A 24918-nucleotide genomic window follows, 5' to 3' on the forward strand; every position below is an offset into this window, starting at 1 on the left:
AGCAGCGCGAAATAGTACTTTCTATCGAGTGCGAACTCAAGATTACCTCAGCGCTTTGTCAATTGGGTGAAAAGTAAAAAAGCCGCACTAGGCGGCTTTTTAAAGCTAAGTACGCGAATTACAAGAAGCTTTTGAATAGCATCACAATGTAATCCCATAGACGGCTGAATAGGCTGCCTTCTTCCACGTCTTCAAGAGCAAGAAGCGGGTACTCTGCAATATCTTCACCTTCTAGTTGATAGTATAGCTTACCAACTACGTCACCCTTCATAATTGGGGCTTCTAGCTCTTTTTCAAGCACGAAGCTTGCCTTAAGGTTTTTTGCTTGGCCGCGAGGAAGAGTTACATAGGTATCTTGGTCAAGACCAAGGGCTACAGTATCTTTGTTACCCATCCAGATCTTCTCTTCAACGAAGGTTTCTCCAGCTTTATGTGGCGCGACTGTTTCGAAGAAGCGGAAGCCATAGCTCAGAAGCTTCTTGCTTTCTGATTTACGTGCGTTGGCATTCTTTGTTCCCATTACCACAGCAACTAGGCGCATTTTTCCTTCAGTTGCAGAGCTAACTAAGCTGTAGCCCGCGTTACTTGTGTGGCCAGTCTTAATGCCATCAACGTTCATGCTCTTGTCCCAAAGCAAACCATTGCGGTTGTATTGGGTGATGCCGTTGTAAGTAAATTTCTTGTTTGAGTAGATACGGTACTCGTCTGGCACGTCGCGGATCAGTGCGCTGCCAAGCAGGGCCATATCGTAAGGGGTTGAGTATAGATTCGGATTGTCTAGACCATGCACGTTAGCAAAGTGGGTGTCTTTCATACCGATAGTGTCAGCCCAAGCGTTCATTAGATCGACAAATGCGTCTTCTGAACCAGCGATGTGCTCTGCCATTGCAACACAAGCATCATTACCAGACTGAACAATGATACCGCGGTTTAGGTCTTCTACTTTTACCGTAGTACCAACTTCGATAAACATTTTTGAAGAATCAGGGAAGTTTTTCGCCCAAGCGTTTTTGCTGATAGTGACATCATCTTGAAGTGAGATGTTGCCACGCTCTAATTCTTGGCCGATGACATAACTGGTCATCATCTTAGTCAAACTCGCTGGAGATAACTTGGTGTTCATCTCTTTTTCAGCAAGTACTTTACCTGAATGGTAATCCATCAATACGTAGCCTTTGGCTGCGATTTGAGGGGCGTCAGGAACCACAATTGGGGATGCGAATACAGAAGATGCGAATGTTGCAGAAAGCGCAATCGAAGACGCAAAAGCTGATTTAATTAGCGTTGTTTTTTTCATATTGACTACAGAATTATCGTTTACTGTCCATATCTTAACAGAATCAATCTCTCAAGCCAGTGTAGCGGTTTGGATACACTGGATTGAGGACTAGTGGGATTTTATGAAAGCACTGGTGTAACCCAAGTCTTTCACTTGTTCAAGTGCTTTTTGGCCGTGCATATAGTCGCTAAATGGGCCTAAAAATACTCGGTGAAGCTTGTCGCCGGAACTAACATAACTCTTGACCGAAAGCTTTTGACTCAAATTTTGTGCTAAAGTTTCAACTCGGTCTTGATGTTGTGACGAAGCGACCTGAACAACAAACTTTGGTAATGCTTCTTGTTTATGTGTTTGGGTCGGTTTGTCGATGGTGATGACCTCTATTTCAACCTTGGCCGTACCAGTACGAATCACGTCGAGTTTTAGCGCAGCAGCATAGCTCAGATCGATGATTCGACCTTCGTGGAAAGGACCACGGTCATTGACCCGCACAATCGCCGTTTTGCCATTATCTTTGTTGGTGACTTTGACATAGCTTGGAATCGGCAGCTCTTTGTGCGCCGCTGACATCGAGTACATATCATATATTTCGCCATTAGAGGTCAAATGACCATGGAACTTTTTACCATACCAAGAAGCGATACCTTGTTGTTGAAAGCCTTGTGGCTCTTTGATGATGGTGTAGTCTTTACCTCTTAGGCGGTAATTGCTATTTCCCCCTAGGCTGTATGATTCATACATAGGTGTTGCATCTTCAATATGATCGACACTAATCGGTGCGTCCGGGGCAATGTCGTCGTCAATGGTGTAGCGCTTTGACGGCGCAGATGAACAGCCAGCCAAGATTAGGCTCGTTGCTGTTACTGTTAGCAATAATTGCTTATTTATCATTTAGATTGCCTTAGAGAACGCTTTTCTATGGGTATGAATAGACATCAAAATGCCGAAACCAGCCATGAGAGTAACCATTGATGTACCGCCATAACTGATAAGAGGCAGTGGAACGCCTACCACAGGTAAAATACCACTTACCATGCCGATGTTAACGAAAACATAGACAAAAAAACTGAGAACGATACTACCAGCCATCATGCGGCCAAAGGCAGTTTGAGCTTTACTTGCGAGCACAAGACCTCGCCCAATGATGAAAAGGTACAGACCAAGCAAAATCAATATGCCAATCAAGCCCCACTCTTCGCCGATAACTGCAAAAATAAAGTCAGTATGTCGCTCGGGAAGGAACTCTAATTGAGATTGAGTTCCTTGTAGCCAACCTTTGCCAGAAACACCACCAGAGCCAATGGCTATTTTACTCTGAATAATGTGATAACCGGCACCGAGTGGATCCGATTCTGGGTTGAATAGGGTCCTAACTCGAACTTTCTGATACTCACGCATTAGGAAGAACCACAGAATTGGTAAAAAAGCACCTAAGCCACATGCGGCGGCAAAGATAATTTTCCAGCTGATACCTGCTAAGAAAATTACAAATATCCCCGATGCTGCGATTAGGATTGAAGTGCCTAAATCTGGCTGTTTGGCGATCAAGATTGTAGGTACAAATACCATCACCAACGAAATAACCAGAGTCTGGAAGGTCGGTGGAAGAGGTCGCTTACCTATATAGCGGGCAATCATCAGCGGTACGGCAAGCTTCAATAGCTCGGAGGGCTGAAAGCGAACAAAGCCTAAATTCAACCAACGTTGTGCCCCTTTAGATGCTTCACCAAAGAACAGTACCCCTAGTAGTAAAATAACGCCGCCAACAAACATAAGTGGTGCCAGTGCTTCATAGGTACGCGGTGGTATCTGAGCAAGGATTAGCATTACGCCAAGCGAGAGGGCCATACGCATTGCTTGTCTGTCCATCATGGCTAAGCTTTGGCCGCTAGCACTGTACATAACAACTAGACCAAAGCCCATGAGTACCAAAATCCCCAGAAGCAGTGGTAGATCTAAGTGAAAGCGTTCAAATAGAGCGCGGTTTTGACCTGTTGCCGGGTTCAAGTCCATGGTTATTTCGCCTTATTATTATCTACGAGAACATGGTCGAATATTCTTCTCACTACCGGAGCAGCTTGAGAAGAACCCCCCCCCGCGTTTTCTAATACTATGGTCACAATCAGCTCTGGGTCTTCAATGGGCGCAAACCCCGTAAATAGCGCATGGTCTCGCAAATGCTCTGCGATTTCATCTGCGTTGTACTCTTCATCTTCAGCCAAACCAAAGACTTGGGCGGTGCCTGATTTTCCCCCACTGGAGTATCCCGTTTTGGTAAAAGAGCGGCGTGCAGTTCCTTTCTTACCATGGTTAACTAAGCGCATACCTTCAATCGCCATATCCCAGTAGCGATCTTTTACTCCGCTAATTGGCGGATAAGTTTCGATATCTGACAGTTGTCTCTTTTCAAAATCTTCACCATTATTTATGGTTGCTCTTAGTAGGTGAGGGGCAATCACTTCACCTCGATTAACCAGAACAGACGTCGCTTTGGCAATTTGCATTGGGGTTGCCGTCCAGTAACCTTGACCAATACCTACCGGGATGGTGTCACCTTGATACCAAGGCACACGGTGGCGGGCCATTTTCCACTCTCGAGTCGGCATATTGGCTTTGCTTTCTTCATGAATATCAATCCCGGTATAGTCACCGAAACCAAACATCATCATCCAGCGCGAGATGCGATCGATACCCATGTCATAAGCAATCTGGTAGAAGAACGTATCGACTGACTCTTCAATCGATTTAACGATATCCACCTTACCGTGCCCCCAAGCCAACCAGTCTCGGAATGGTCGAGTTTTAGAGTTAGGGATCTTCCAATAACCAGGGTCGTTGCGAGTGGTGTAAGGAGTGACAACGCCTTCTTCTAGTGCAGCGACCGCCATAAACGGCTTGATGGTTGAGGCCGGTGGGTAGATCCCTAGCGTTGCGCGGTTTACTAGTGGGCGGTTCTTATCATTCAGTAGTGCACTGTATGCCTTACCAGAAATACCGTGAACAAAAGCATTTGGATCGTAACTTGGGCTAGAGACCATAGCCAATACCCCATTATCTTTGGGATCAAGCACGACAGCACTGCCACGACGGTCGGCGAGTAATTGATGAATGTAGAGCTGTAAATCAATGTCGAGGTTAAGAACAATGTCTTTACCAGGTTCTGGTGGTTCGTATTTAAGGGTTCTTATCACCCGACCACGGCTGTTTACTTCGACTTCTTGATAACCTGCAATACCATGAAGCGTATCTTCGTAATAACGTTCGATACCTAACTTTCCGATATCGCGAGTGGCTTGATAATTTGCGTCTTTCTCTTCTCGCACCAGGCGTTGAACATCGCGATCATTGATTCGAGATACATAGCCAATTACATGAGTAAGGACCTCACCGTATGGATAATGCCTTTTAAGCGCGGCATTGATCGAAACACCAGGGAAGTTGTGCTGGTTGACCGAGAATTTTGCCGCTTGTTCTTGGGTCAATTGGGTCAGAATTGGAACGGATTTAAAGCGACGTGTTTGACGGCGCTCACGTTTAAATCGTTCGATTTGCTCGGGAGTAATAGTTAGAATCTGTTGTAAACGATCAAGCGTTTCGTCCATATCCTTGACTTTCTCCGGCGTGATTTCAAGGCTGAACACTGGGCGGTTTTCAGCTAAGAGATTCCCTTTGCGATCGTAGATTAGGCCACGGTTTGGCGCGATAGGTACAACCTTAATTCGGTTGTCGTTCGAACGAGTTTTGTAATCTTGGAACTGATTGATTTGGATGTTGTACAGGTTAGTGATTAACACCCCAACCAAGGCAACAATACCGATGAAAGCGACAATAGCGCGACTTCTAAAGAGTCGCGCTTCTTCATGGTAATCCCTTATCTGGGTACGCTTCCGTAACATTAATGGCTATTCTCGGTGGTAAGGGTGGTTCGCGGTAATGCTCCACGCTCGATATAAACTCTCAGCCATGACAATGCGCACTAATGGGTGAGGTAAGGTTAACGCTGACAACGACCAACTTTGATCAGCCGCTGATTTACAGGCCGGAGCAAGACCCTCTGGACCACCGATGAGAATCGATACGTCTCTTCCGTCAAGCTTCCAGTTTTCCAATTGTTGTGCTAATTGCGGTGTATCCCACTTTTTGCCAGGGATGTCGAGAGTAACAATTCGATTGCCTTTTGGCACGGCTGCGAGCATGGATTCGCCTTCTTTTTGCAGAATTCTTGCAATATCGGCATTTTTTCCGCGTTTTCCGGCGGTTATTTCAACAAGCTCTAGTGGCAAATCGTGGGGAAAGCGACGGCGATATTCTTGAAAGCCTTCTTCGACCCACTTAGGCATCTTAGTCCCAACGGCAACCAGCTGTATTTTCATCGCTTAGCCCCAAAGCTTTTCCAGTTGGTACAGTTCACGTTGTTCTTCTTGCATTACGTGAACAATGGTATCACCCATATCTAGTACGACCCATTCACCTTCAGCCTCCCCATCAATACCCAGTGGATCAATTCCAGCTAGCTTTGATTCTTTTGCAACATGTTCAGCGATAGAGACAACGTGACGCTTAGATGTACCCGTACAGACGATCATGAAGTCAGTAATACTTGATTTGCCTTGAACATCAATGGTTTTTATGTCTTGTGCTTTCATATCATCGGCTTTGTCAGCAAGGAAGTTGTTTAACTCTTCAAATTGCAAGGTAGTGTCCTCGTTGGTGTTGTGCTCACGCACAGGTTTGTCTTTTTTCGGCGGCGAAGTATAGCACGCTTTCTATAGCTTCACTTGTGGTACACAAAACTCAGTACTTAACTGATGTAATAGTGGCCAGCTTGATTGATCGTATTGAGTTTTAACCAATAATTCGACTTTAGTCAGTAATTGAAGTAAGCGGGTAATTTTTTCTGGTTGCAAGCGCTCTAAAGCTGCTGAGTATAAGGGGCGCTTAGATTGCCAAACTCGATAGCTTTCAAACACCTGACCTATCGGCTTTACTTTAATTTGATTAGCCATATTGAGTAATTGAGTCAGCTCTTTTTGTATGGTGCGAACTAAAATAACGCTTTCGACACCTTCTGCTTCTAGCTGACGCAATATGCGTTGTGAGCGTTTGGCTTTTCCCGCTAATAAAGCATCAACCCAGTGAAAGGCAGTAAAGTGATTATGGCGGCTTAAAGACTCTTCAAGCCGAATCAGGTTTAGTACGCCATCAGGGTAGAGCAGCGCTAATTTTTCCAAGCTTTGACTAAGAGCAAATAGGTTGCCTTCATGCCACTGAGCAAGCATCTGGACGGCTTCTTGATCGGGTTTTAGATTTAGAGCACGGCAACGTGCCTGCACAAACTGCGGTAGTCTTTGGATATCTGGACTTAAGCAGTTTACCCAACAACCTTGGCTTGAGAGTGTCTTAAACCATTTGGCATTTTCTTGGGCTTTAGTTAGCTTAGCTCCAATGACGACCAGTATGACATCGCTATGGAGTAGTTCAGAAACAGCTACCAGCTCTTTGGCAATGGCGGCATTTACACCTGACTCAGGCAGTTCCAACTCTATGATCTGTCTTGCAGAGAACAAGCTCATCGCCTGACAGCAGTCATATACTAGGTTCCAGTCAAATGAGCTGTCGATAGCAAAGCGGTGTCGCTCTTCAAAGCCTTGTGAAAACGCTGCTTTGTGAATGAATTGACGAGATTCTTGAATCAGGAGAGGTTCGTTACCAAAGATGAGGTAAGTAGGGTGGAGCTGCTTAGCTAGCTGCTCCACTAGACGGTCGGCGAAAATTCGCATAATCGTAATTAGTTAGCTGGGGTTTCAGGTGTAACATTCCCCTGAGCATCTTCCCCGTAGTACGTTTTTACACGGTACTGCTCTTCTTCTACTTTGAGTAAAGCTTCCTGCTCTTCTTCCAATAGCTCGTTGGCTTCAATATCTGCTTTCAATCGGCCCATTTGGCGAATGATTTGGGAAGCGGCTAGCTTACGCATTTCATCTTCAATCATGTCTCGTTCTACCGATTTTGCCAGTGCGGTTAGTGGGTTATCTAGATAACTACGAGTTACGCTGGTCGAAAAAGTTTTTGTTCCAAGCTCTGGCACTGTCACGCGGTAAGATGCACGGAAAGTCAGTTCGATTTCCGCTGCGCGCGTATTTTGGTAAAGAGATAGTGTACGCTCGCCAACACCTTCACTGAGAAGGTGCAAGTTAGGAATGTTTTCCGCTGGCGGAACTACCTCGATTTCACTCATGCGCAATTGACCCTTCATCATACGAGTGAAAATGCTGTATTGGTCGTAACTGGTGAGAGACATGGTTTCCAATTCTTCTGGAACCGAGTAATCACCACGTAAGTGGAAACCACAAGCTGAAAGCAAGCTTGCCAATAAAACAACACTAGTAAGTTTTACAAAGGATAATGAAATAAGGCGCGATGCACGACGAAACATGGATTTAGGACTCTCGATTATTGGAATACTTATGTTAAGGCTCTAGTTTCTATAATAGCTGATAAAACCCTAAGATAAGTATAAGCAGGGTAATAACTTACCCCGCTTATACTCTTTATACTTGAGTATATGACGTATGAAGCTACGATTAGTTCGCTACAATGTTTAGAAGTTTACCCGGTACGTAAATCACTTTACGAATCGTTTTGTCTTCTGTGAACTTAGTAACGTTTTCATCGTTTAGGCCTAACTGTTCAATCTCCTCTTTCGAGATGTCAGCCGGAACAGTCAGCTTCGCGCGTAGCTTACCGTTAACCTGAACGATGATGAGTTTCTCGTCTTCAACAAGCGCCTTTTCATCGTGTGTCGGCCACTGTGCGTTATCGACATCAGACTCACCCAGTGCCGTCCACATTTCGAATGAGATGTGTGGAGTGATAGGGTAAAGCATTGCAACAACAGCTTTCAGTGCTTCATCAAGGATTGCGCGGTCTTGTACTGATTCTTGAGGTGCTTTTGCGAGCTTGTTCATCAGTTCCATGATCGCAGCGATTGCGGTATTGAACGTTTGACGGCGAGCGATATCGTCAGTCACTTTGGCGATAGTCTTGTGAACATCACGTCGTAGTGCTTTCTGGTCGCTAGATAGTGCTGAGGTGTCAACACCTTCTGCTGCACCCTTTGAAGCGTGCTCGTTGACCAGTTTCCATACACGTTTTAGGAAACGGTTAGCGCCTTCTACACCAGACTCTTGCCACTCAAGTGTCATGTCTGCAGGAGAAGCAAACATCATGAATAGACGTACTGTATCAGCACCGTACTTGTCTACCATCTCTTGTGGGTCGATACCGTTGTTTTTCGACTTAGACATCTTGATCATGCCTGAGTGAGTTACGTCACGGCCTTCGTTGTCTTTCGCAGAGGTGATGCGACCTTTACCGTCACGCTCTATCGCTACGTCAGTAGGTGCAACCCACTCTTTAGTGCCCTTCTCGTTCTCATGGTAGAACGCATCAGCCAGTACCATGCCCTGACATAGAAGCTGCTTGAAAGGCTCGTCAGAGGTTACGTAGCCTGCGTCGCGTAGAAGTTTGTGGAAGAAGCGAGAGTACAGTAGGTGCATACAAGCGTGTTCGATACCACCGATGTACTGGTCTACTGGTAGCCAGTAGTTTGCTTTTTCTGGATCTAGTATGTCGTCAGCTTGTGGTGAACAGTAACGCGCGTAGTACCAAGAAGACTCCATGAAGGTATCGAACGTGTCTGTCTCACGAAGAGCTGGTTCGCCGTCGAATGTTGTTTCAGCCCAAGACTTGTCCGCCTTGATAGGGCTAGTCACACCGTCCATTACCACGTCTTCTGGAAGAATCACTGGTAGTTGGTCAGCGGGTACTGGATGAACTTCACCATCTTCGGTGGTGACCATAGGGATTGGTGCGCCCCAGTAACGTTGGCGAGATACTCCCCAGTCACGTAGACGGAAGTTTACAGTCTTAGTACCTTTGCCTTCTGCTTCTAGCTTGGCCGCGATTGCGTCGAATGCTGCTTGGAATTCAAGGCCATCGAACTCACCAGAGTCGAATAGTACACCTTTCTCTGTGTACGCTTCTTCGGTGATGTCTAGCTCGCTGTTGTCAGTTGGCTTGATCACTGGAACGATGTCTAGGCCGTACTTAGTTGCAAACTCGTAGTCACGTTGGTCGTGTGCAGGTACGGCCATTACCGCGCCTGTACCGTAGTCCATCAGTACGAAGTTAGCGACGTATACTGGAACTTCTCGGCCGTTCAATGGGTGAATAGCGGTAAGGCCAGTTGCCATACCTTTCTTCTCCATTGTTGCCAGCTCCGCTTCAGCAACTTTGTTGTTCTTACATTCGTCGATAAACGCTGCAAGCTCAGGATTATTCTCTGCTGCTACAGATGCAAGAGGGTGACCTGCTGCGATACCCACGTAAGTGACACCCATTAGTGTGTCTGGACGTGTTGTATAAACTTCTAGGTCTTGCAGACCCTTAACTTCGACGTTCTTTACAGTAAATCGGAGTTCTACACCTTCAGAGCGACCGATCCAGTTACGCTGCATGGTCTTAACCATTTCAGGCCAACCGTCTAGGTTGTCTAGGTCGTCTAGTAGCTCTTGAGCATATTCAGTGATCTTAATGAACCACTGTGGGATCTCTTTTTGCTCTACCGGTGTGTCACAACGCCAACAGCAGCCGTCTTCAACCTGCTCGTTTGCGAGAACAGTTTGGTCATTTGGACACCAGTTAACAGAAGATGTCTTCTTGTAAACTAGGCCTTTGTTGTAAAGCTTAGTGAAGAACTCTTGCTCCCAACGGTAGTACTCAGGTGTACAGGTTGCAAATTCGCGGCTCCAGTCATAACCAAAGCCTAGAAGCTTAAGTTGGTTCTTCATGTACTCAATGTTTTCATAAGTCCATGGCGCAGGTGCAGTGTTGTTTTTCACTGCCGCGTTTTCTGCAGGTAGACCGAATGCATCCCAACCGATTGGTTGCATTACGTTTTTACCTTGCAGACGTTGGAAACGAGAGACTACATCACCGATAGTGTAGTTACGCACGTGACCCATGTGCAGTCGGCCACTTGGGTAAGGGAACATAGATAGACAGTAGAATTTTTCTTTATTTGGGTCTTCACTTACAACAAAGGTCTTGTTGTTGTCCCAGTGCTGTTGAACTTTCTGTTCAATATCTTGCGGGTTGTATTGTTCTTGCATCGATGATGTCCGGTTATCTTGGAATTTGTGAGTTCGGTTAGAACAGACTTAAATAGATCGTCATAGAATACCTAAAGGAAAGGTGCACAACAATAGCCAATCCATACTCTCCTCAGCATTAAATGGTTAGGAGACGACCTTGAGTCGACATATCGAGTTTGTTTGTGAGATTCATTGCGGAGGTCAGCGATGCCAAAAAGAAAAGCAGGTTATGAAGAGATGCTTGAAGATGTTGTGGAAACACTCAAGCACAGCCCTGATGAGGTTAATCATGTAATTGAAACTTCAGGAAAAGTTGCGCAAGCCGCCAATGATCTCACCAAAGATGAAATGGCATTGGTTTCCGCGTATGTGAAGTCGGATTTAAAAGAGTTTGCTGAAAACTACGAAGAGTCTAAAGGTGGGCCGTTCTATTTGATGGTTACCGACTCGATTTGGCAAGGCTTGTTAGATATAACGGATCGTACAAAAGTGGAGTGGGTCGAGTTGTTCCAAGACTTGGAGCACCAAGGCTTATACCAAGCAGGCGAAGTGATTGGTTTAGGCATACTGGTCTGCGATGAGTGTGGGCACAAAACCCAGTATAACCACCCAACGGTGATTATCCCTTGTACTCATTGCGGGCATAAAGGATTCAGTCGTCAGGCGCTCAAGCCTTAGTGGGAGTCGGGACGGGCTGCGCCCTACGAGATGCTAGAACGCTGCGCTGCGAGAGCGGGCTTCGTCCTTCGAGAAGGGTTTGTGGCAACTGAACCGGAAGTTGCTGACTGAAACCTTTCTCGAAGGGGCTAATTCTATGAATTTAAAAAATAGGGTCGACACATAGTGCCAATCTTTTAGCTTTTCTCGCTTCTCGCTTCTCGCTTCTCGCTTCTCGCTTCTCGCTTCTCGCTTCTCGCTTCTCGCTTCTCGCTTCTCGCTTCTCGCTTCTCGCTCTAGTCTCGCAATCTCCAACCAATAACTAAACTCAACACAACCCAAATATACATTGGCCATGTACCAAACTGGCGATAAGGTGTTTCACCTGAAGTGGACGGGATTTCGGCGCGCAAGACAGCGGTTTCAAATTGCGGCACTTGGGCTGTGATATGACCTTTATAGTCTGTCACTGCTGTTACCCCATTATTGGTTGCACGTATTACGGGCTTACCAAGTTCCAGTGCGCGCATGCGGGCGATTTCCATATGCTGCAAAGGGCCGATAGAACGCCCGAACCATGCGTCGTTTGACAGCGTAAGTATAAAGTCAGTGTCTTGAGTTACATTTTGTCTTACTTGTTCATTGAAGATGATTTCGTAGCAAAGCGCAGGTGCCATTTGCTTACCGTTGGCATCAATATTCGCTTGGACAAAATCACCACGGCTAAATGAAGACATCGGCAAGTTAAAGAAAGGGGCAAGGGGACGCAGAACTTGTTCAAATGGAACAAATTCTCCAAATGGCAATAAGTGGTGTTTATGGTAACGGAGGTTCATGTCGTAGCGGTAATCCCCGAAAGGATTTTTACCCAGCGTGAGAATACTATTGTAGAACTTCTTATCTTCCCCTTGATTAATGATACCAGTGATCACGGCGCTATTATTCATCCGTGCTGCGGAGTCTAAATTGCTGAGGAAAGATGAGATTTCGAATTCAAGAGCAGGTACAGCGGCTTCAGGCCAAATGATGATGTCTGCATCCCAGTTTTCTCGGGTCAGATCAGTGTACTTCATGATGGTTGGCCAACGTTGGCTTGGCTGCCATTTTAGTTCTTGCGGAATGTTCCCCTGGATCAGCGCTACTTTAGTCACCTGATCTGAGTTTGGGGTGACCCATTGTGCGGACTGTAAGCCAAAGCCTGTCATGAAAATAACTGCTGGGATGAGTAGCAACAGCCATTGGCGCTGCAAGGTAGCATAGGCTATAGCTCCTGAACTGACAACTATTAGCAGTGTGATAAATTCTACCCCACCAAGCGGAGCAAAATTGCCCAACGGTGTGTCTATTTGACTATAACCTAGCCACAACCAAGGGAAACCCGTCATAACCCAGCCCCGTAACCAATCACAGATTAGCCACAGTGCCGGAGCGACTAGCATAAATCGAGTACGAGTTGTTTGTGGAAAGAATCGATTAATAGACCAGCTAAACAGTGCCGTATAAATGGCAAGGTAACCGACAAGCAGTGCCATGAGGAATACGCTAGCTATCTTGGGCATGCCGCCAAAATTATCGATACTTACGTGCACCCAACTAATGCCTGTTGAGAACTGACCAAGTCCCCAGGCGTAACCTATCCACAGTGCACGTTTTGTTGATTGCTGGTGGATAAGGAGTAGCAATACGGCAGGGCTAACAATCGCCAGCGGCCATAATTGGTAAGGTGCAAATGCAAGTGTGGTTAATGCGCCAACAAAAACGGCCGCAAGCGGCCGTTTGAGGCGATGAAAAAGTGAATTTATCATCGTATATTTCTATCTGTTCCCATTAGGGATGGTTAGCGTTACTCTTGAGTAGAGTCTGCAATAAGCTCTTCGTCAGGTATGGTAACTTGTAGCTGCACAACGCGACGGTTATCGGCTGAAGTTACTTTGAAGTTGTATCTTTCAATCTCTACTACCTCGCCACGAGAAGGTAGGTGACCAAATGCTGTCATCACCATACCACCTACAGTATCCACCTCTTCGTCGCTGAAGGACGTACCAAACGTATCGTTAAACTCTTCGATAGTGGTGAGTGCTTTTACTGCAAAGGTGTGTTTGCTTAGCTTGCGGATATCTAGCTCTTCTTCATCGTCGAATTCATCTTCGATTTCACCCACGATTTCTTCGAGAATATCTTCAATGGTGACAAGTCCGGATACACCACCAAATTCATCGACAACGATAGACATATGATAGCGTTCTTCACGGAATTCTTTGAGTAAGCGGTCTACACGCTTGCTCTCAGGAACCACCACTGCAGGGCGGATCACCTGCTCTATATCAAATGGCTCGCTGCCAGAACCTAAGTATTTAAGTAAGTCCTTCGCTAACAGAATACCTTCTACATGGTCTTTGTCTTCACTGATCACTGGGTAGCGCGAGTGCTGGGCATCAGTGATCAGGTTGATCAAAGCGTCTAAATTGTCACTTCGGTCAACGGTAACCATTTGCGAACGCGGTAACATAATATCACGCACACGCATTTCAGAGATCTCCATAACACCTTCCAGCATGTCTCGGGTGTCGTGATCGATCAGGTCATTTTCTTCAGAGTCACGGATCACATCCACAAGTTCTTGGCGATCTTTTGGCTCGCCTTGAAAAATTTGACCTAGGCGTCCGAAGAAGGACTTTCTACTCGGACCTTCAGATTTTTCTTTCTTACCTTCTAGAGAAGAGGGCGAATTGTCTTCGTTCATTGTTTCTCATTTAAGTAACGCTATCAGATGTGTGATAGCTCACATTGGTAAAGGCGAGTTGAAAACCGTTTCGCTTTTACTCTTTCTCATCAATGTATGGGTCTTTGAATCCCATACTTTGCATGATTTCTGTTTCGAGTGACTCCATCTCTTCAGCTTCGTCATCATCGATATGATCATAACCTAGCAGATGCAGGCTGCCATGTACAACCATATGCGCCCAGTGAGCCATTAGAGGTTTGTTTTGCTCGATGGCCTCACGTTCAACAACTTGGCGGCAGATGATGAGATCACCCAATAAATCCATCTCAATGCCCGGAGGCGCTTCAAACGGAAAAGAAAGCACATTGGTTGGCTTGTCTTTGCCACGATAGTCATGGTTAAGCTGGTGGCTTTCTTGTTCATCCACTAAACGAACCGTTACTTCGGCCTGCGGTTGAAAGCTTGTCACAGCGGAGCTTAACCAGAGATGAATATCATCAAAACTTGGTAAGCCATTTTCATCTTCGACCGCTAATTGTAGATCTAGTTCGATACTCATGACTTACCTTCTGCCGTATCTGCCTGTACTTTTTTTGAAAGCTCAGCTTTAGCGGTTTCAATCAGTTGTGCTTCGCGTTCCTCGCGACGTTTCTTGTCAAGCTCTTTACGTTCTTTCTGATCTTTCGCTTCCCACTGCTCATAAGCATTAACGATACGCGCGACCACAGGGTGGCGAACAACGTCGTCCGATTGGAAGAAGTTAAAGCTGATATCATCAACCTCGCTCAATACCTCAATGGCATGACGCAAACCCGATTTAGCACCGCGAGGTAAATCAATCTGAGTAATGTCACCAGTAATCACCGCACGAGAGTTAAAGCCGATACGTGTTAAGAACATCTTCATCTGTTCTACAGTGGTGTTTTGGCTTTCATCTAAGATGATGAATGCGTCGTTTAGTGTACGACCACGCATATAAGCTAAAGGTGCAACTTCAATCACGTTACGTTCGATCAGTTTTTCAACCTTCTCGAAGCCGAGCATTTCGAACAGGGCATCATAGAGAGGACGAAGGTATGGGTCGACTTTTTGGCTTAAGTCACCTGGTAGGAAGCCTAGCTTCTCACCTGCTTCAACTGCTGGACGAGTGAGTAAAATACGGCGAATTTCTTGACGTTCTAAAGCATCTACAGCCGCAGCAACCGCTAGGTAAGTTTTACCGGTACCTGCTGGACCAATACCGAAAGAAATGTCATGGGTAACCATGTTCATTAAGTATTGACCTTGGTTTGGCGTACGCGGTTTGATGACGCCTTTCTTCGTCTTAATGAATACTTCTTTGCCGTGCTCGAAGCTCGCTTCTAGATCTTGCTCTAGTACACCTGTCTCTTTGATCGCAAGGTGGATCTCGTCTGGTTCAACATCAGGAATGTTGCCGCGAACAGGTGCGGTATTGACGTAAAGTGTTTTAATGATTTCAAGCGCTGCAGCACTGGTATGTGGCTTACCTACGATGGTAAAGAAGTTACCACGGTAGCTGATTTCAACGCCTAAGCGACGCTCTAAGTGCTTGATATTATCGTCGAAAGGACCGCAAAGGCTGGCTAGACGGCGATTGTCAGAAGGTTCTAGATTGATTTCTAGAGTTACAATTTTATTGCTCAAAGTTGCCTCTCATTGTTTGCCACTCTAAAAAAGCCCGATTTAGACCGGGCTTTTAGTGACCTTATATACCTTTCTCTAAGATGGTATCAGAGTCAGGTAAATTCAAGCTAATTTGTAGCTTAAGGCGTAAAGGTTGCTACACCTAGCTCATCTTCGCGCTTAGTTTTTGCCATCATCTGAGTTGGAGAGATAACTGTGCGAAGGTCCATGTCTTTTTCGGTGCGAACCAGCTCACCACGTAAAGAGTTAGCAAATACGTCAGTGATCTTCACATCAACGAACTGACCGATTAAGTCTGCACTGCCTTCAAAGTTCACCACGCGGTTGTTTTCAGTACGTGCGCGAAGCTCCATCAGGTTCTTTTTCGATGGGCCTTCAACAAGAACGCGCTGCTCGGTATCAAGCATTAGGCGCGAGTAACGCATTGCTTGTGCGTTGACTGTTTGTTGCAGTTCGTATAGACGTTCTTTTTTCTCTTGCTCTGGTACATCACATGGGTAGTCTGCTGCTGGCGTACCTGGACGTGGAGAGAAGATAAAGCTGAAGCTCATATCGAAATCAACGTCTTTGATTAGCTTCATAGTGTCTTGGTGATCTTTCGCAGTTTCACCTGGGAAGCCAACAATGAAGTCAGAACTGATTTGGATATCAGGACGAGCTTTACGTAGCTTGCGAATGATCGACTTGTATTCAATTGCTGTGTGTGGGCGCTTCATCATAGTAAGGATACGGTCACTACCACTTTGTACTGGTAGGTGCAGGAAGCTTACTAGCTCTGGGGTATCTTCATATACTGCGATGATGTCGTCAGTGAACTCTAATGGGTGGCTTGTGGTAAAGCGAATACGGTCGATACCATCGATAGAAGCAACAAGACGAAGCAGTTCTGCAAAAGAACAGATATCACCTTCGTGTGTTGGACCACGGTATGCGTTTACGTTTTGACCTAGCAGGTTTACTTCACGCACGCCTTGATCAGCAAGCTGTGCGATTTCGAATAGCACATCATCCATCGGGCGGCTAACTTCTTCACCGCGAGTGTACGGAACAACGCAGTATGTACAGTACTTAGAACAACCTTCCATAATTGAAACGAATGCAGTTGCACCTTCAGCGCGCGGCTCAGGTAAACGGTCAAACTTTTCAATCTCAGGGAAAGAAATATCCATCACTGGCGCTTCGTCTGACTGAGACTGCTTGATCATCTCAGGTAGACGGTGCAATGTTTGTGGGCCAAAGATAACGTCAACAAAAGGTGCGCGTTCACGAATGTGGTCGCCTTCTTGGGTTGCAACACAGCCACCTACACCAATAACAACACCTTCTTTCTTATCTTTTAGTGTTTTCCAACGACCAAGCTGGTGGAATACCTTCTCTTGTGCTTTTTCACGGATAGAGCAGGTATTAAGAAGTAGTACATCTGCCTCTTTTGGATCTTCTGTTAGCTCGTAGCCGTTAGCTGCGTTCAGTAGATCGGCCATTTTAGATGAATCGTATTCGTTCATCTGGCAGCCCCAGGTTTTAATTAGCAGTTTCTTACTCATTTTGTTCGCTCGATCGTTAGTTTAAATTAAGGGAGCAAATCGCCCAGTGTTACTTAAGGTCATCGATAGAATGTAATGTGTGATGACCGAATTTTCTGCTCACATAGCAGAGAGCGGCGTATTGTACTGCTTTAAAAACCGACTGACTAGTGTTGCTGTACAATCTATTCAAAGCGTTATTAAGCAAGGGATTTGCCCATAGAGTACTTGAGGTTTTTGGTTACATTTAAGTAATGAAAACGTACAATAAAAAACAGTCAATGAATCAATCAATTGAAGTGTAAATTATGACCAAGTTTGATGTTGCAGTGATTGGTGGCGGTATGGTCGGTGCGGCTACTGCTATTGGGTTTGCTAAGCAGGGTAGGAAAGTCGCTATTGTTGAGGGCTATGCGCCGAAAGCTTTTTCTCCAGAGCAGACAATGGATATTCGGGTCTCAGCAATCTCTGAGCATTCAGTAGCATTACTCGACAGTCTCGGCGCTTGGGACAAGATTAAGCAGATGCGCGTTTGTCCATATCGCCGCTTAGAGACTTGGGAGTACCCTGAGTGTCGCACTCGCTTTCATTCTGATGCTTTAGAAATGCAACAACTTGGTTATATCGTTGAAAATCGACTGATTCAACTTGGTTTGTGGCAACAATTGGAACAGTTTGAAAGCATTAGTTTCTACTGTCCTGACAAATTGAAAGTCATCGAGTTTGATGATGTAAACCGAGTGGTTTTAGATTCTGGAGAAAGCTTTGAGGCCGAGCTGGTGGTAGGGGCTGACGGGGCAAATTCAAAAGTACGCGAGTTAGCCGGCATCGGTATTACTGCTTGGGATTACAGGCAGCACTGCATGCTGATCAATGTCCAGACCGAGCTTCCTCAGCAAGATATTACTTGGCAACAGTTTACACCAAGTGGACCTCGTTCATTTCTGCCTTTAGCTTCATTAGATTCTCAATCTGAAGGCACAGGGCAGGGTTCGTTAGTATGGTACGACAGTCCTAAGCGTATTAAGCAACTTTGTGCGATGACCCCAGATCAGCTCAGGCAAGAAGTATTAATCCATTTTCCTGCTGAACTGGGCGACATTAAAGTGCTTCAGTTTGATTCATTCCCTCTTACGCGTCGTCATGCTCAAGCGTATTCCAGCAAGAAGTGTGTTCTGGTTGGCGATTCGGCCCACACTATTAATCCCTTAGCTGGACAAGGCGTGAATCTAGGCTTTAAAGATGTAGAAGTTTTGCTTGCGGCTACTCAAGGTCAGACATCACTTGATGAGCCTGTACTGAAACACTATGAGCGTAAACGTCGACCAGACAATTTATTAATGCAGACGGGAATGGATATTTTCTATAAAGGTTTTAGCAACGATATTGGCCCACTAAAACTGGTGCGTAATGCGGCGTTGAAAATTGCTGAAAATAGCGGTGGTTTGAAAACTCAGGTACTTAAATATGCCTTGGGTTTGAAGTAGCCTAGCTTGAGAAACAAAAAACGCAGCCATTGGCTGCGTTTTTTACACGATGCTAAGTAGAAATTACTTAGTCACGCGTAGTACTGGTGTTTCACCAACAGTAACAGAACCAGCAAGCTTGTTTAGCTCTTTGATTTCGTCCATGTTAGAGATAACAACAGGAGTAAGAGTAGACTTTGCTTTCTCTTCTAGTAGAGCTAGGTCGAACTCGATGATAGTGTCGCCAGCTTTAACAGATTGACCTTCTTCAGCGATGCGCTTGAAGCCTTCGCCTTTTAGTTCAACAGTGTCGATACCGAAGTGAACGAAGAGTTCAACACCATCGTCAGACTCGATAGAGAATGCGTGATTAGTTTCGAAAATCTTACCGATAGTACCGTTTACAGGAGCTACCATCTTGTTGCCAGCAGGCTTGATAGCGATACCGTCACCAACAATTTTCTCAGCGAAAACAACATCTGGCACATCTTCGATATTTACGATTTCACCAGATAGAGGCGCGATAATTTCGATTGCGCCTGCTTCTGCGCTGTCGTCAGATACTAGCTTCTTAAGTTTGTCAAACAGACCCATTGTGTCATGCTCCTAACGTTTTATTTAATTCTGTCGAATTATAGTATACCAATCTCAGAAAATAGACGACAGTTTTTGCCGCCTATCTCATTGGAATTAGCTGATTATTGAGTTTTCTCTGCGATGAATTTTTCTACAACCGCTTCAATTTCTGCAGCCGTTGGTAGTGAAAGCGCTTCTTCAGCCATCGCTTTTACTTCAGCGAAGTTAGAGTTACGGATGACTTTTTTCACTTTCGGGATTGAGATGCCGCTCATAGAGAACTCATCTAGTCCCATGCCTAGTAGAAGTAGAGTAGCTCGCTCGTCGCCTGCTAGCTCACCACACATTCCCGTCCATTTACCTTCAGCGTGAGACGCGTCGATAACTTGCTTGATGACGGTCAGTACTGCTGGTGATAGAGGGTTGTATAGATGAGAGATCATCTCGTTACCACGGTCTACTGCTAGCGTGTACTGAGTTAGGTCGTTAGTACCAATAGAGAAGAAAGCAACTTCCTTCGCTAGGTGGTGCGCGATAGCCGCTGCCGCTGGAGTTTCTACCATTACACCAATTTCGATTTCTTCATCGAAAGCGTGGCCTTCAGCGCGAAGCTCCGCTTTGTACTCTTCGATTGCTTTCTTAAGCTCACGAATTTCTTCTACAGAGATAATCATAGGGAACATGATACGTAGCTTACCGTGTGCAGATGCACGTAGAATACCACGTAGCTGGTCACGAAGAATTTCGCGACGGTCTAAACTGATACGTACTGCGCGCCAGCCTAGGAACGGGTTCATCTCTTGTGGTAGATCCATGTATGGAAGATCTTTATCACCACCGATGTCCATAGTACGGATGATAACAGACTCGCCGTTCATTGCTTCTGCAACTTCTTTGTACGCTTGGTATTGCTCTTCTTCAGTTGGTAGAGCATCGCGGTCCATAAATAGGAATTCAGTACGGTACAGACCCACACCTTCACCACCGTTGCGGATGATACCGTCACAGTCTTTCACTGTACCGATGTTACCGCAAACTTCGACGCGGTGGCCGTCAGTGGTTTCTGCGTGTAGATCTTTAAGCTTAGCTAGCTCTTCTTTTTCAGCGATAAATGCTGCTTTAACAGCCTTAGCTTCTGCTAGCTCACCTTCAGATGGGTTAACAACGACTTTGTTGTTCATCGCGTCAAGAATTAGCATATCGCCATTCTTAACTTGTTTAGTGATGTCGTTAGTACCCACGATAGCTGGAAGCTCAAGTGAGCGAGCCATGATAGAGGTGTGAGATGTACGACCACCGATGTCACAAGCAAAACCAAGAACGTAGTCTAGGTTGATCTGTGCTGTTTCAGATGGTGTCAGGTCGTACGCAACTAGGATAACTTCTTCATCAATGTCGCTAAGCGAAACGATGTTGATACCTAGTGCATTTTTAACAAAACGTGTACCGATATCACGGATATCTGTTGCACGTTCTTTTAGGTATTCGTCGTCTAGAGACTCTAGAGCAGATGCTTGTTCTTCGATAACAGTGTGAATAGCGTTATCAGCGTGCATCTTATCGTTTTTGATTAGCGCTAGGATTTCTTCCTCTAGCTCTTCGTCTTCAAGAAGCATGATGTGACCTTCAAAGATCGCTTCTTTTTCTTCACCGAAGGTTTCAAGTGCTTTCTGTTTGACAGTTTCTAGTTGAGCAGATGATTTGTTACGTGCGTCGAAGAAACGTGCAACTTCTGCTTCTACTTGATCATCAGAAATAGTGTGTGTGTTTAGGACAATTTCATCTTCTTGAAGTAGTAGTGCTTTACCGATAGCAATACCAGGAGATGCTAGGATGCCTGAAATCATAGCCTTACCTTAAATTGGTCAACTTTTAAAACGGGAGAATAATGAGTGCGCTAACGAATAGTTGTAGCTTATATTTGGGCCTATTTCCAACAAAGCCATTTTGTTTTCACAAAATGGCTTTGAAAATAGGAGACCGGATTAGTGTAGTTGATCCATTAGAGCAACTAGGTGGTCAACAGCTTGTTGAGCTTGTGGGCCCTCAGCTGAGATAGAAACTACTGTACCTTTAACTAGGCCAAGAGTTTGTAGCTTGAAAAGGCTCTTTGCGCTAGCGCTTTTACCGTTAGAAGTCACAGTGATGTCCGCGTCGAATGCTTTAGCTTCTTTAACGAACTGTGCAGCTGGACGAGTGTGAAGGCCATTTTCTGCAGTGATTTCAACTTGCTTCTCGTACATGTTATATACCCCAATTGATTTATATTTTGATAGTTTCTTAACCAGATTTAGCTTAACCGTAATTATACTCTTCTGCTAGGCGCAGAACGTTCATTTCGTGTCAGAACTGATACTGGTTGTAAATTTAACAATCGCGCCGTCAGTCTTTGCTGTTGTTCGCCATTGATAGAAATTCTCATCTAGCCTTTTATTTTGATGCTAGAAATAAAACAGCCCCGATATTACCAAAGGTGAGGCAGGGATCAACAAAAAAGCCCCTGAACGGGGCTTTTTTAGACGAAAATTTGATTTGACCACATATTACTGTTGGTTCTCTTTCTCGGTAAAGATGCCCGCAAATAGGGCTGTACTTAGGTAGCGTTCACCTGAGCTAGGAAGAACCGTAACAATTGTTTTTCCTGCAAATTCAGGTAGTTCCGCTAGTCGATTGGCAGCTACAACCGCTGCGCCAGATGAAATTCCGGCTAGGATGCCTTCTTCTTCCATTAGGCGACGAGCCATTGCAATCGCTTCTTCAGAAGTTACCGCTTCTACGCGGTCGACAAGCTCTAAATCAAGGTTACCTGGGATAAATCCAGCACCGATACCTTGGATTTTGTGTGGTGCAGGTTTAATTTCATCACCTGCTAGCGCTTGTGCAATGACTGGCGATTCAGCGGGTTCTACCGCAACTGATACGATGTTTTTGCCTTTTTCACCTTTGATGTAACGGCTTGTACCTGTGATAGTGCCGCCCGTTCCCACACCAGCTACGAATACATCAACTTCACCGTCTGTTGCATCCCAAATCTCAGGACCTGTAGTTTTTTCGTGAATCTGTGGGTTAGCAGGGTTATTGAACTGTTGTAGCAGTAGGTATTTGCCTGGGTTGGCTGCGGCAATTTCTTCGGCTTTTGCAATTGCCCCATTCATACCTTTCGCCGCTTCTGTTAGCTCTAGGTTTGCTCCTAGTGCTTTAAGAAGTTTACGGCGCTCAAGGCTCATTGACTCAGGCATTGTAAGCGTTAGTTTATAACCACGTGCCGCTGCAACAAAAGCAAGTGCCACACCTGTGTTACCACTTGTCGGTTCTACAAGCTCTACGCCCGGCTTAAGAGTGCCAGCTTTCTCCGCTTCCCAAATCATATTGGCACCGATACGACATTTAACGCTGAAGCTAGGGTTACGTGCTTCTACCTTAGCGAGTACTTTTCCGTTACTTACTTTGTTTAGACGTACAAGAGGTGTGTTACCAATAGTTTGAGAGTTGTCTTCGTAGATTTTGCTCATGGTGTGATCCTTCATCTCTGTTTCAAGTCTAATTAAAAGCTGTGCTTCAAATAGACGCAGTTCTAGTGAATTGGTTTGTAGGGTAGAGATTAGGATAGGTTAAAAAACGAGAAAAGGATTAAATAGTTATATGATATGAAAGGGTGGTTACTGGGAACGGACTTCGTCCTTCGAGATGCGAGAAAGCTTCGCTCTAGAGTCGGCTTCGGGCTACGCCTGCGAGAGAAGAGCGATATGCTGTCATTCCATAGAGAGACGAAGGAGCGAGTATGGAATCTCCATCCGCTCGTGAATCGCTATAAGAGATCCCCCAACTCACTCATCCTTCGTTCTTGAGGATGACAGAATTAACCTATCGAAATAAAAGGGTTGATACTAAGTACCAACCCTCCAAAAATTTCTCGCTTCTCGCTTCTCGCTTCTCGCTTCTCGCTTCTCGCTTCTCGCTTCTCGCTTCTCGCTTCTCGCTTATTCCTTAAACTCCGCAACCCACATTGAGGTGGCACCGCAGACGGCAATTGGCATAACAAACAAGTTCAAGATTGGAATCGTAGTGAAAACAGAAACCAAAGCACCAAAGCTATAAGCCTTGCCTTGTTTTTGTTTCAAATTGTTACGCATGTCGTTGAAAGGTACTTTGTGATTATCAAATGGATAGTCGCAGTACTGAATCGCCAAAATCCACGCAGTGAAGATGAACCACAAAAATGGTCCGACAGTTTGACCCAATGCAGGGATCAGCAGCAATAAAAACAGGCCAATGGCTTTAGGCAGCACATAGATCAGTTTGCGCCACTCGCGTGCCATGATTCTTGGGGTATCTTTGATAACAGCCATCATGCCATCTTCATTGACCTTCTGTTGGGTCAAATGCTCTTCGACCTTTTCCGCCAGTAGCCCATTGAAAGGTGCAGCAATAAAGTTTGCTAGGGTGCTAAAAAAGTAGGAAAACGTAGCTAAAATAGTCAGTACTAACAGCGGCCATAGTAGATAGCTGAGCCAAGATAGAAATTCAGGTAATTGCCCCATCAATTGCCCTATCCAAGCATCGAGATTAGAGAATAAATAGTACAGTGCCCCTCCTACTAAGATGATATTGGTAAGTAGCGGCAAGATAACAAATTGGCGAATGCCAGGTGTGCGCGCAAGCTCCAACCCGTGGAAGAAGTAGCCAAAGCCAGAACGCTGTTTAATTTGTGTATTCATATTTTGCTTTAGTGGTGTAAAAACGAACGTTTTCTATCTTAACAAAGAAAAAGCGTGTTCAAAATCACAACATTTCAGGAACTTCTCACATTAAGTTGTTCTAAAACAGGGGCGAGTTTTGGTAGAGTAACTCAAAGTTAGGTTTAAACAGATTCGATATAATGAGTTTATGTCGAGCAAATGAGAGCTAAAAATGCAGGAACTGCGATTTGTACTCATAATTGTCGGGGCGCTAGCGATTGCCGCTTTGCTATTCCACGGTTTATGGACGAGTAAAAAAGAAGGGAAAGCCAAATTTGGCAGCAAGCCAATTGGTAAGTTGGATGTCGATAATGAAGACTCGGACTTAGTACCTGAGCGCGCCTTTGCTCCAGAGGATGATTTTGAGATCATCAAGAAAGAGCGAAAAGAGCCTGGTTTTGTTGCTCGAGATGAAGTCATTGCAGATCCGCTGATCGACAGTTACCAAGAACCACAACCAGAAACGACTCCGCCTCTTGTTGAAAAAGCCGAAGTAGAGTTGGATGTACCTTCATTTTCGACCAAATCTTTAGATGAGGTAGAAGAAGTGGGTGAAGCTCCTTTAGAGCCTGTCATAGATTCTGTCGTTCAAGCCGAGCAAGCACAAGAGCCGGAAATTGCTCCAGTGGAAGAAGAAGCGCCACTAGAAGTGATCGTGTTAAATGTACATTGCTCAGGCGAACAACCATTTGTTGGAACTAAGCTGTTTGACAGCATGCAACAAAATGGACTGATTTACGGTGAAATGGACATTTTCCATCGTCATGCTGATCTATCAGGTACAGGTAAGGTACTGTTTAGTGTCGCAAATATGATGCAGCCAGGTACATTAAAACATGATGATCCTGCTGAATTTACCACCAAAGGCATTTCATTCTTTATGACCATGCCTTGCTTTGGTGACGCGGAACAAAATTTTAAACTGATGCTGAAAACCGCTCAACAGATCGCCGATGATTTAGGCGCGAATGTATTGGATGATGCGCGCAACTTAATGACGCCAAATCGTCTAGATAGCTACCGTGCTCAAATTCAAGAGTTCAAAGCAGCTCAACAAGCCTAAAAATACCATTAATTATTAAGGCTCCATTTCGGAGCCTTTTTTCGTTCATTTTTTAGTTGCGTACAATGCT

At 45.2% G+C, this 24918-nt stretch carries 22 protein-coding genes; 3 read left to right on the forward strand and 19 right to left on the reverse strand.

Annotated features, from left to right (window positions below; all coding sequences use genetic code 11):
* Window positions 1-118: 118 nt before the first annotated feature.
* From ZX61_RS14980 to leuS, 9 genes are all read right to left on the reverse strand, one after another.
* A complete protein-coding gene (locus tag ZX61_RS14980) occupies window positions 119-1297 on the reverse strand; it encodes a serine hydrolase (RefSeq protein ID WP_049845424.1) in 1179 nt (392 codons plus the stop codon).
* 90 nt (window positions 1298-1387) lie between these two features.
* The gene (locus ZX61_RS14985; RefSeq protein WP_049845425.1) at window positions 1388-2170 is read right to left on the reverse strand and encodes a septal ring lytic transglycosylase RlpA family protein; all 783 of its coding nucleotides are present in this window, start codon (window positions 2168-2170) and stop codon (window positions 1388-1390) included.
* On the reverse strand, window positions 2171-3292 hold the full coding sequence (rodA, locus tag ZX61_RS14990; protein ID WP_049845426.1) for a rod shape-determining protein RodA: 1122 nt from the start codon (window positions 3290-3292) through the stop codon (window positions 2171-2173).
* A gap of 2 nt (window positions 3293-3294) precedes the next feature.
* Window positions 3295-5175 (reverse strand): penicillin-binding protein 2, encoded by a 1881-nt coding sequence (mrdA, locus tag ZX61_RS14995; RefSeq protein WP_049845427.1) that lies wholly within the window; start codon window positions 5173-5175, stop codon window positions 3295-3297.
* A 6-nt stretch (window positions 5176-5181) separates the two neighbouring features.
* Window positions 5182-5652: a 23S rRNA (pseudouridine(1915)-N(3))-methyltransferase RlmH gene (gene rlmH / locus ZX61_RS15000; protein ID WP_049845428.1), complete on the reverse strand. Its 471-nt coding sequence runs from the start codon at window positions 5650-5652 to the stop codon at window positions 5182-5184.
* 3 nt (window positions 5653-5655) lie between these two features.
* Entirely contained in the window at window positions 5656-5973 is a 318-nt protein-coding gene (gene rsfS / locus ZX61_RS15005; protein WP_049845493.1) for a ribosome silencing factor, read from the reverse strand.
* 72 nt (window positions 5974-6045) lie between these two features.
* The gene (holA, locus tag ZX61_RS15010) at window positions 6046-7059 is read right to left on the reverse strand and encodes a DNA polymerase III subunit delta (RefSeq protein ID WP_049845429.1); all 1014 of its coding nucleotides are present in this window, start codon (window positions 7057-7059) and stop codon (window positions 6046-6048) included.
* A gap of 8 nt (window positions 7060-7067) precedes the next feature.
* Window positions 7068-7715 carry an LPS-assembly lipoprotein LptE gene (locus ZX61_RS15015; protein WP_049845430.1) on the reverse strand — a complete coding sequence of 216 codons (648 nt, stop codon included), beginning with the start codon at window positions 7713-7715 and terminating at the stop codon, window positions 7068-7070.
* Between the two features lie 148 nt (window positions 7716-7863).
* Window positions 7864-10452 carry a leucine--tRNA ligase gene (leuS, locus tag ZX61_RS15020; RefSeq protein WP_049845431.1) on the reverse strand — a complete coding sequence of 863 codons (2589 nt, stop codon included), beginning with the start codon at window positions 10450-10452 and terminating at the stop codon, window positions 7864-7866.
* Between the two features lie 189 nt (window positions 10453-10641).
* On the opposite strand from leuS, the gene ZX61_RS15025 reads away from it, so the two are divergent.
* On the forward strand, window positions 10642-11112 hold the full coding sequence (locus ZX61_RS15025; RefSeq protein WP_049845432.1) for a zinc ribbon-containing protein: 471 nt from the start codon (window positions 10642-10644) through the stop codon (window positions 11110-11112).
* 275 nt (window positions 11113-11387) lie between these two features.
* Here the strand turns inward: ZX61_RS15025 and lnt are convergent, their stop codons facing one another.
* The 5 genes from lnt to miaB form a co-directional block, all read right to left on the reverse strand.
* Complete coding sequence (lnt, locus tag ZX61_RS15030; RefSeq protein WP_049845433.1) at window positions 11388-12896, reverse strand: apolipoprotein N-acyltransferase; 1509 nt, start codon at window positions 12894-12896, stop codon at window positions 11388-11390.
* A 38-nt stretch (window positions 12897-12934) separates the two neighbouring features.
* The gene (gene corC, locus ZX61_RS15035) at window positions 12935-13834 is read right to left on the reverse strand and encodes a CNNM family magnesium/cobalt transport protein CorC (protein ID WP_049845434.1); all 900 of its coding nucleotides are present in this window, start codon (window positions 13832-13834) and stop codon (window positions 12935-12937) included.
* 76 nt (window positions 13835-13910) lie between these two features.
* On the reverse strand, window positions 13911-14375 hold the full coding sequence (gene ybeY / locus ZX61_RS15040) for an rRNA maturation RNase YbeY (RefSeq protein WP_049845435.1): 465 nt from the start codon (window positions 14373-14375) through the stop codon (window positions 13911-13913).
* The gene (locus tag ZX61_RS15045) at window positions 14372-15481 is read right to left on the reverse strand and encodes a PhoH family protein (RefSeq protein WP_049845436.1); all 1110 of its coding nucleotides are present in this window, start codon (window positions 15479-15481) and stop codon (window positions 14372-14374) included. Before ZX61_RS15045 ends, ybeY begins: the two co-directional genes overlap by 4 nt.
* 119 nt (window positions 15482-15600) lie before the next feature.
* Window positions 15601-17025 carry a tRNA (N6-isopentenyl adenosine(37)-C2)-methylthiotransferase MiaB gene (gene miaB / locus ZX61_RS15050; RefSeq protein WP_049845437.1) on the reverse strand — a complete coding sequence of 475 codons (1425 nt, stop codon included), beginning with the start codon at window positions 17023-17025 and terminating at the stop codon, window positions 15601-15603.
* 287 nt (window positions 17026-17312) lie between these two features.
* Between miaB and ZX61_RS15055 the strand changes: the two genes are divergently transcribed.
* Window positions 17313-18491, forward strand: a complete 1179-nt coding sequence (locus ZX61_RS15055; protein ID WP_049845438.1) for a 2-octaprenyl-3-methyl-6-methoxy-1,4-benzoquinol hydroxylase — start codon at window positions 17313-17315, stop codon at window positions 18489-18491.
* 63 nt (window positions 18492-18554) lie between these two features.
* On the opposite strand, the gene crr is transcribed toward ZX61_RS15055, so the two are convergent.
* The 5 genes from crr to cysZ form a co-directional block, all read right to left on the reverse strand.
* Window positions 18555-19064, reverse strand: coding sequence for a PTS glucose transporter subunit IIA (gene crr / locus ZX61_RS15060; RefSeq protein WP_049845439.1), 510 nt, complete (start codon window positions 19062-19064; stop codon window positions 18555-18557).
* Between the two features lie 104 nt (window positions 19065-19168).
* On the reverse strand, window positions 19169-20893 hold the full coding sequence (gene ptsI / locus ZX61_RS15065; protein WP_049845440.1) for a phosphoenolpyruvate-protein phosphotransferase PtsI: 1725 nt from the start codon (window positions 20891-20893) through the stop codon (window positions 19169-19171).
* 138 nt (window positions 20894-21031) lie between these two features.
* On the reverse strand, window positions 21032-21289 hold the full coding sequence (locus ZX61_RS15070) for an HPr family phosphocarrier protein (RefSeq protein WP_004415108.1): 258 nt from the start codon (window positions 21287-21289) through the stop codon (window positions 21032-21034).
* A 300-nt stretch (window positions 21290-21589) separates the two neighbouring features.
* Window positions 21590-22558, reverse strand: a complete 969-nt coding sequence (gene cysK, locus ZX61_RS15075; RefSeq protein WP_049845441.1) for a cysteine synthase A — start codon at window positions 22556-22558, stop codon at window positions 21590-21592.
* Between the two features lie 468 nt (window positions 22559-23026).
* Window positions 23027-23764, reverse strand: coding sequence for a sulfate transporter CysZ (cysZ, locus tag ZX61_RS15080; protein ID WP_049845442.1), 738 nt, complete (start codon window positions 23762-23764; stop codon window positions 23027-23029).
* A gap of 193 nt (window positions 23765-23957) precedes the next feature.
* Here cysZ and zipA point away from each other — a divergent pair, with 193 nt between their 5' ends.
* Window positions 23958-24848 (forward strand): cell division protein ZipA, encoded by an 891-nt coding sequence (gene zipA / locus ZX61_RS15085; protein WP_049845443.1) that lies wholly within the window; start codon window positions 23958-23960, stop codon window positions 24846-24848.
* Window positions 24849-24918: the final 70 nt, after the last annotated feature.

Origin of the sequence: Vibrio sp. VPAP30 (genome assembly GCF_001188205.1) — a bacterium.
GTDB classification, from domain to species: Bacteria; Pseudomonadota; Gammaproteobacteria; order Enterobacterales; family Vibrionaceae; genus Vibrio; species Vibrio bivalvicida.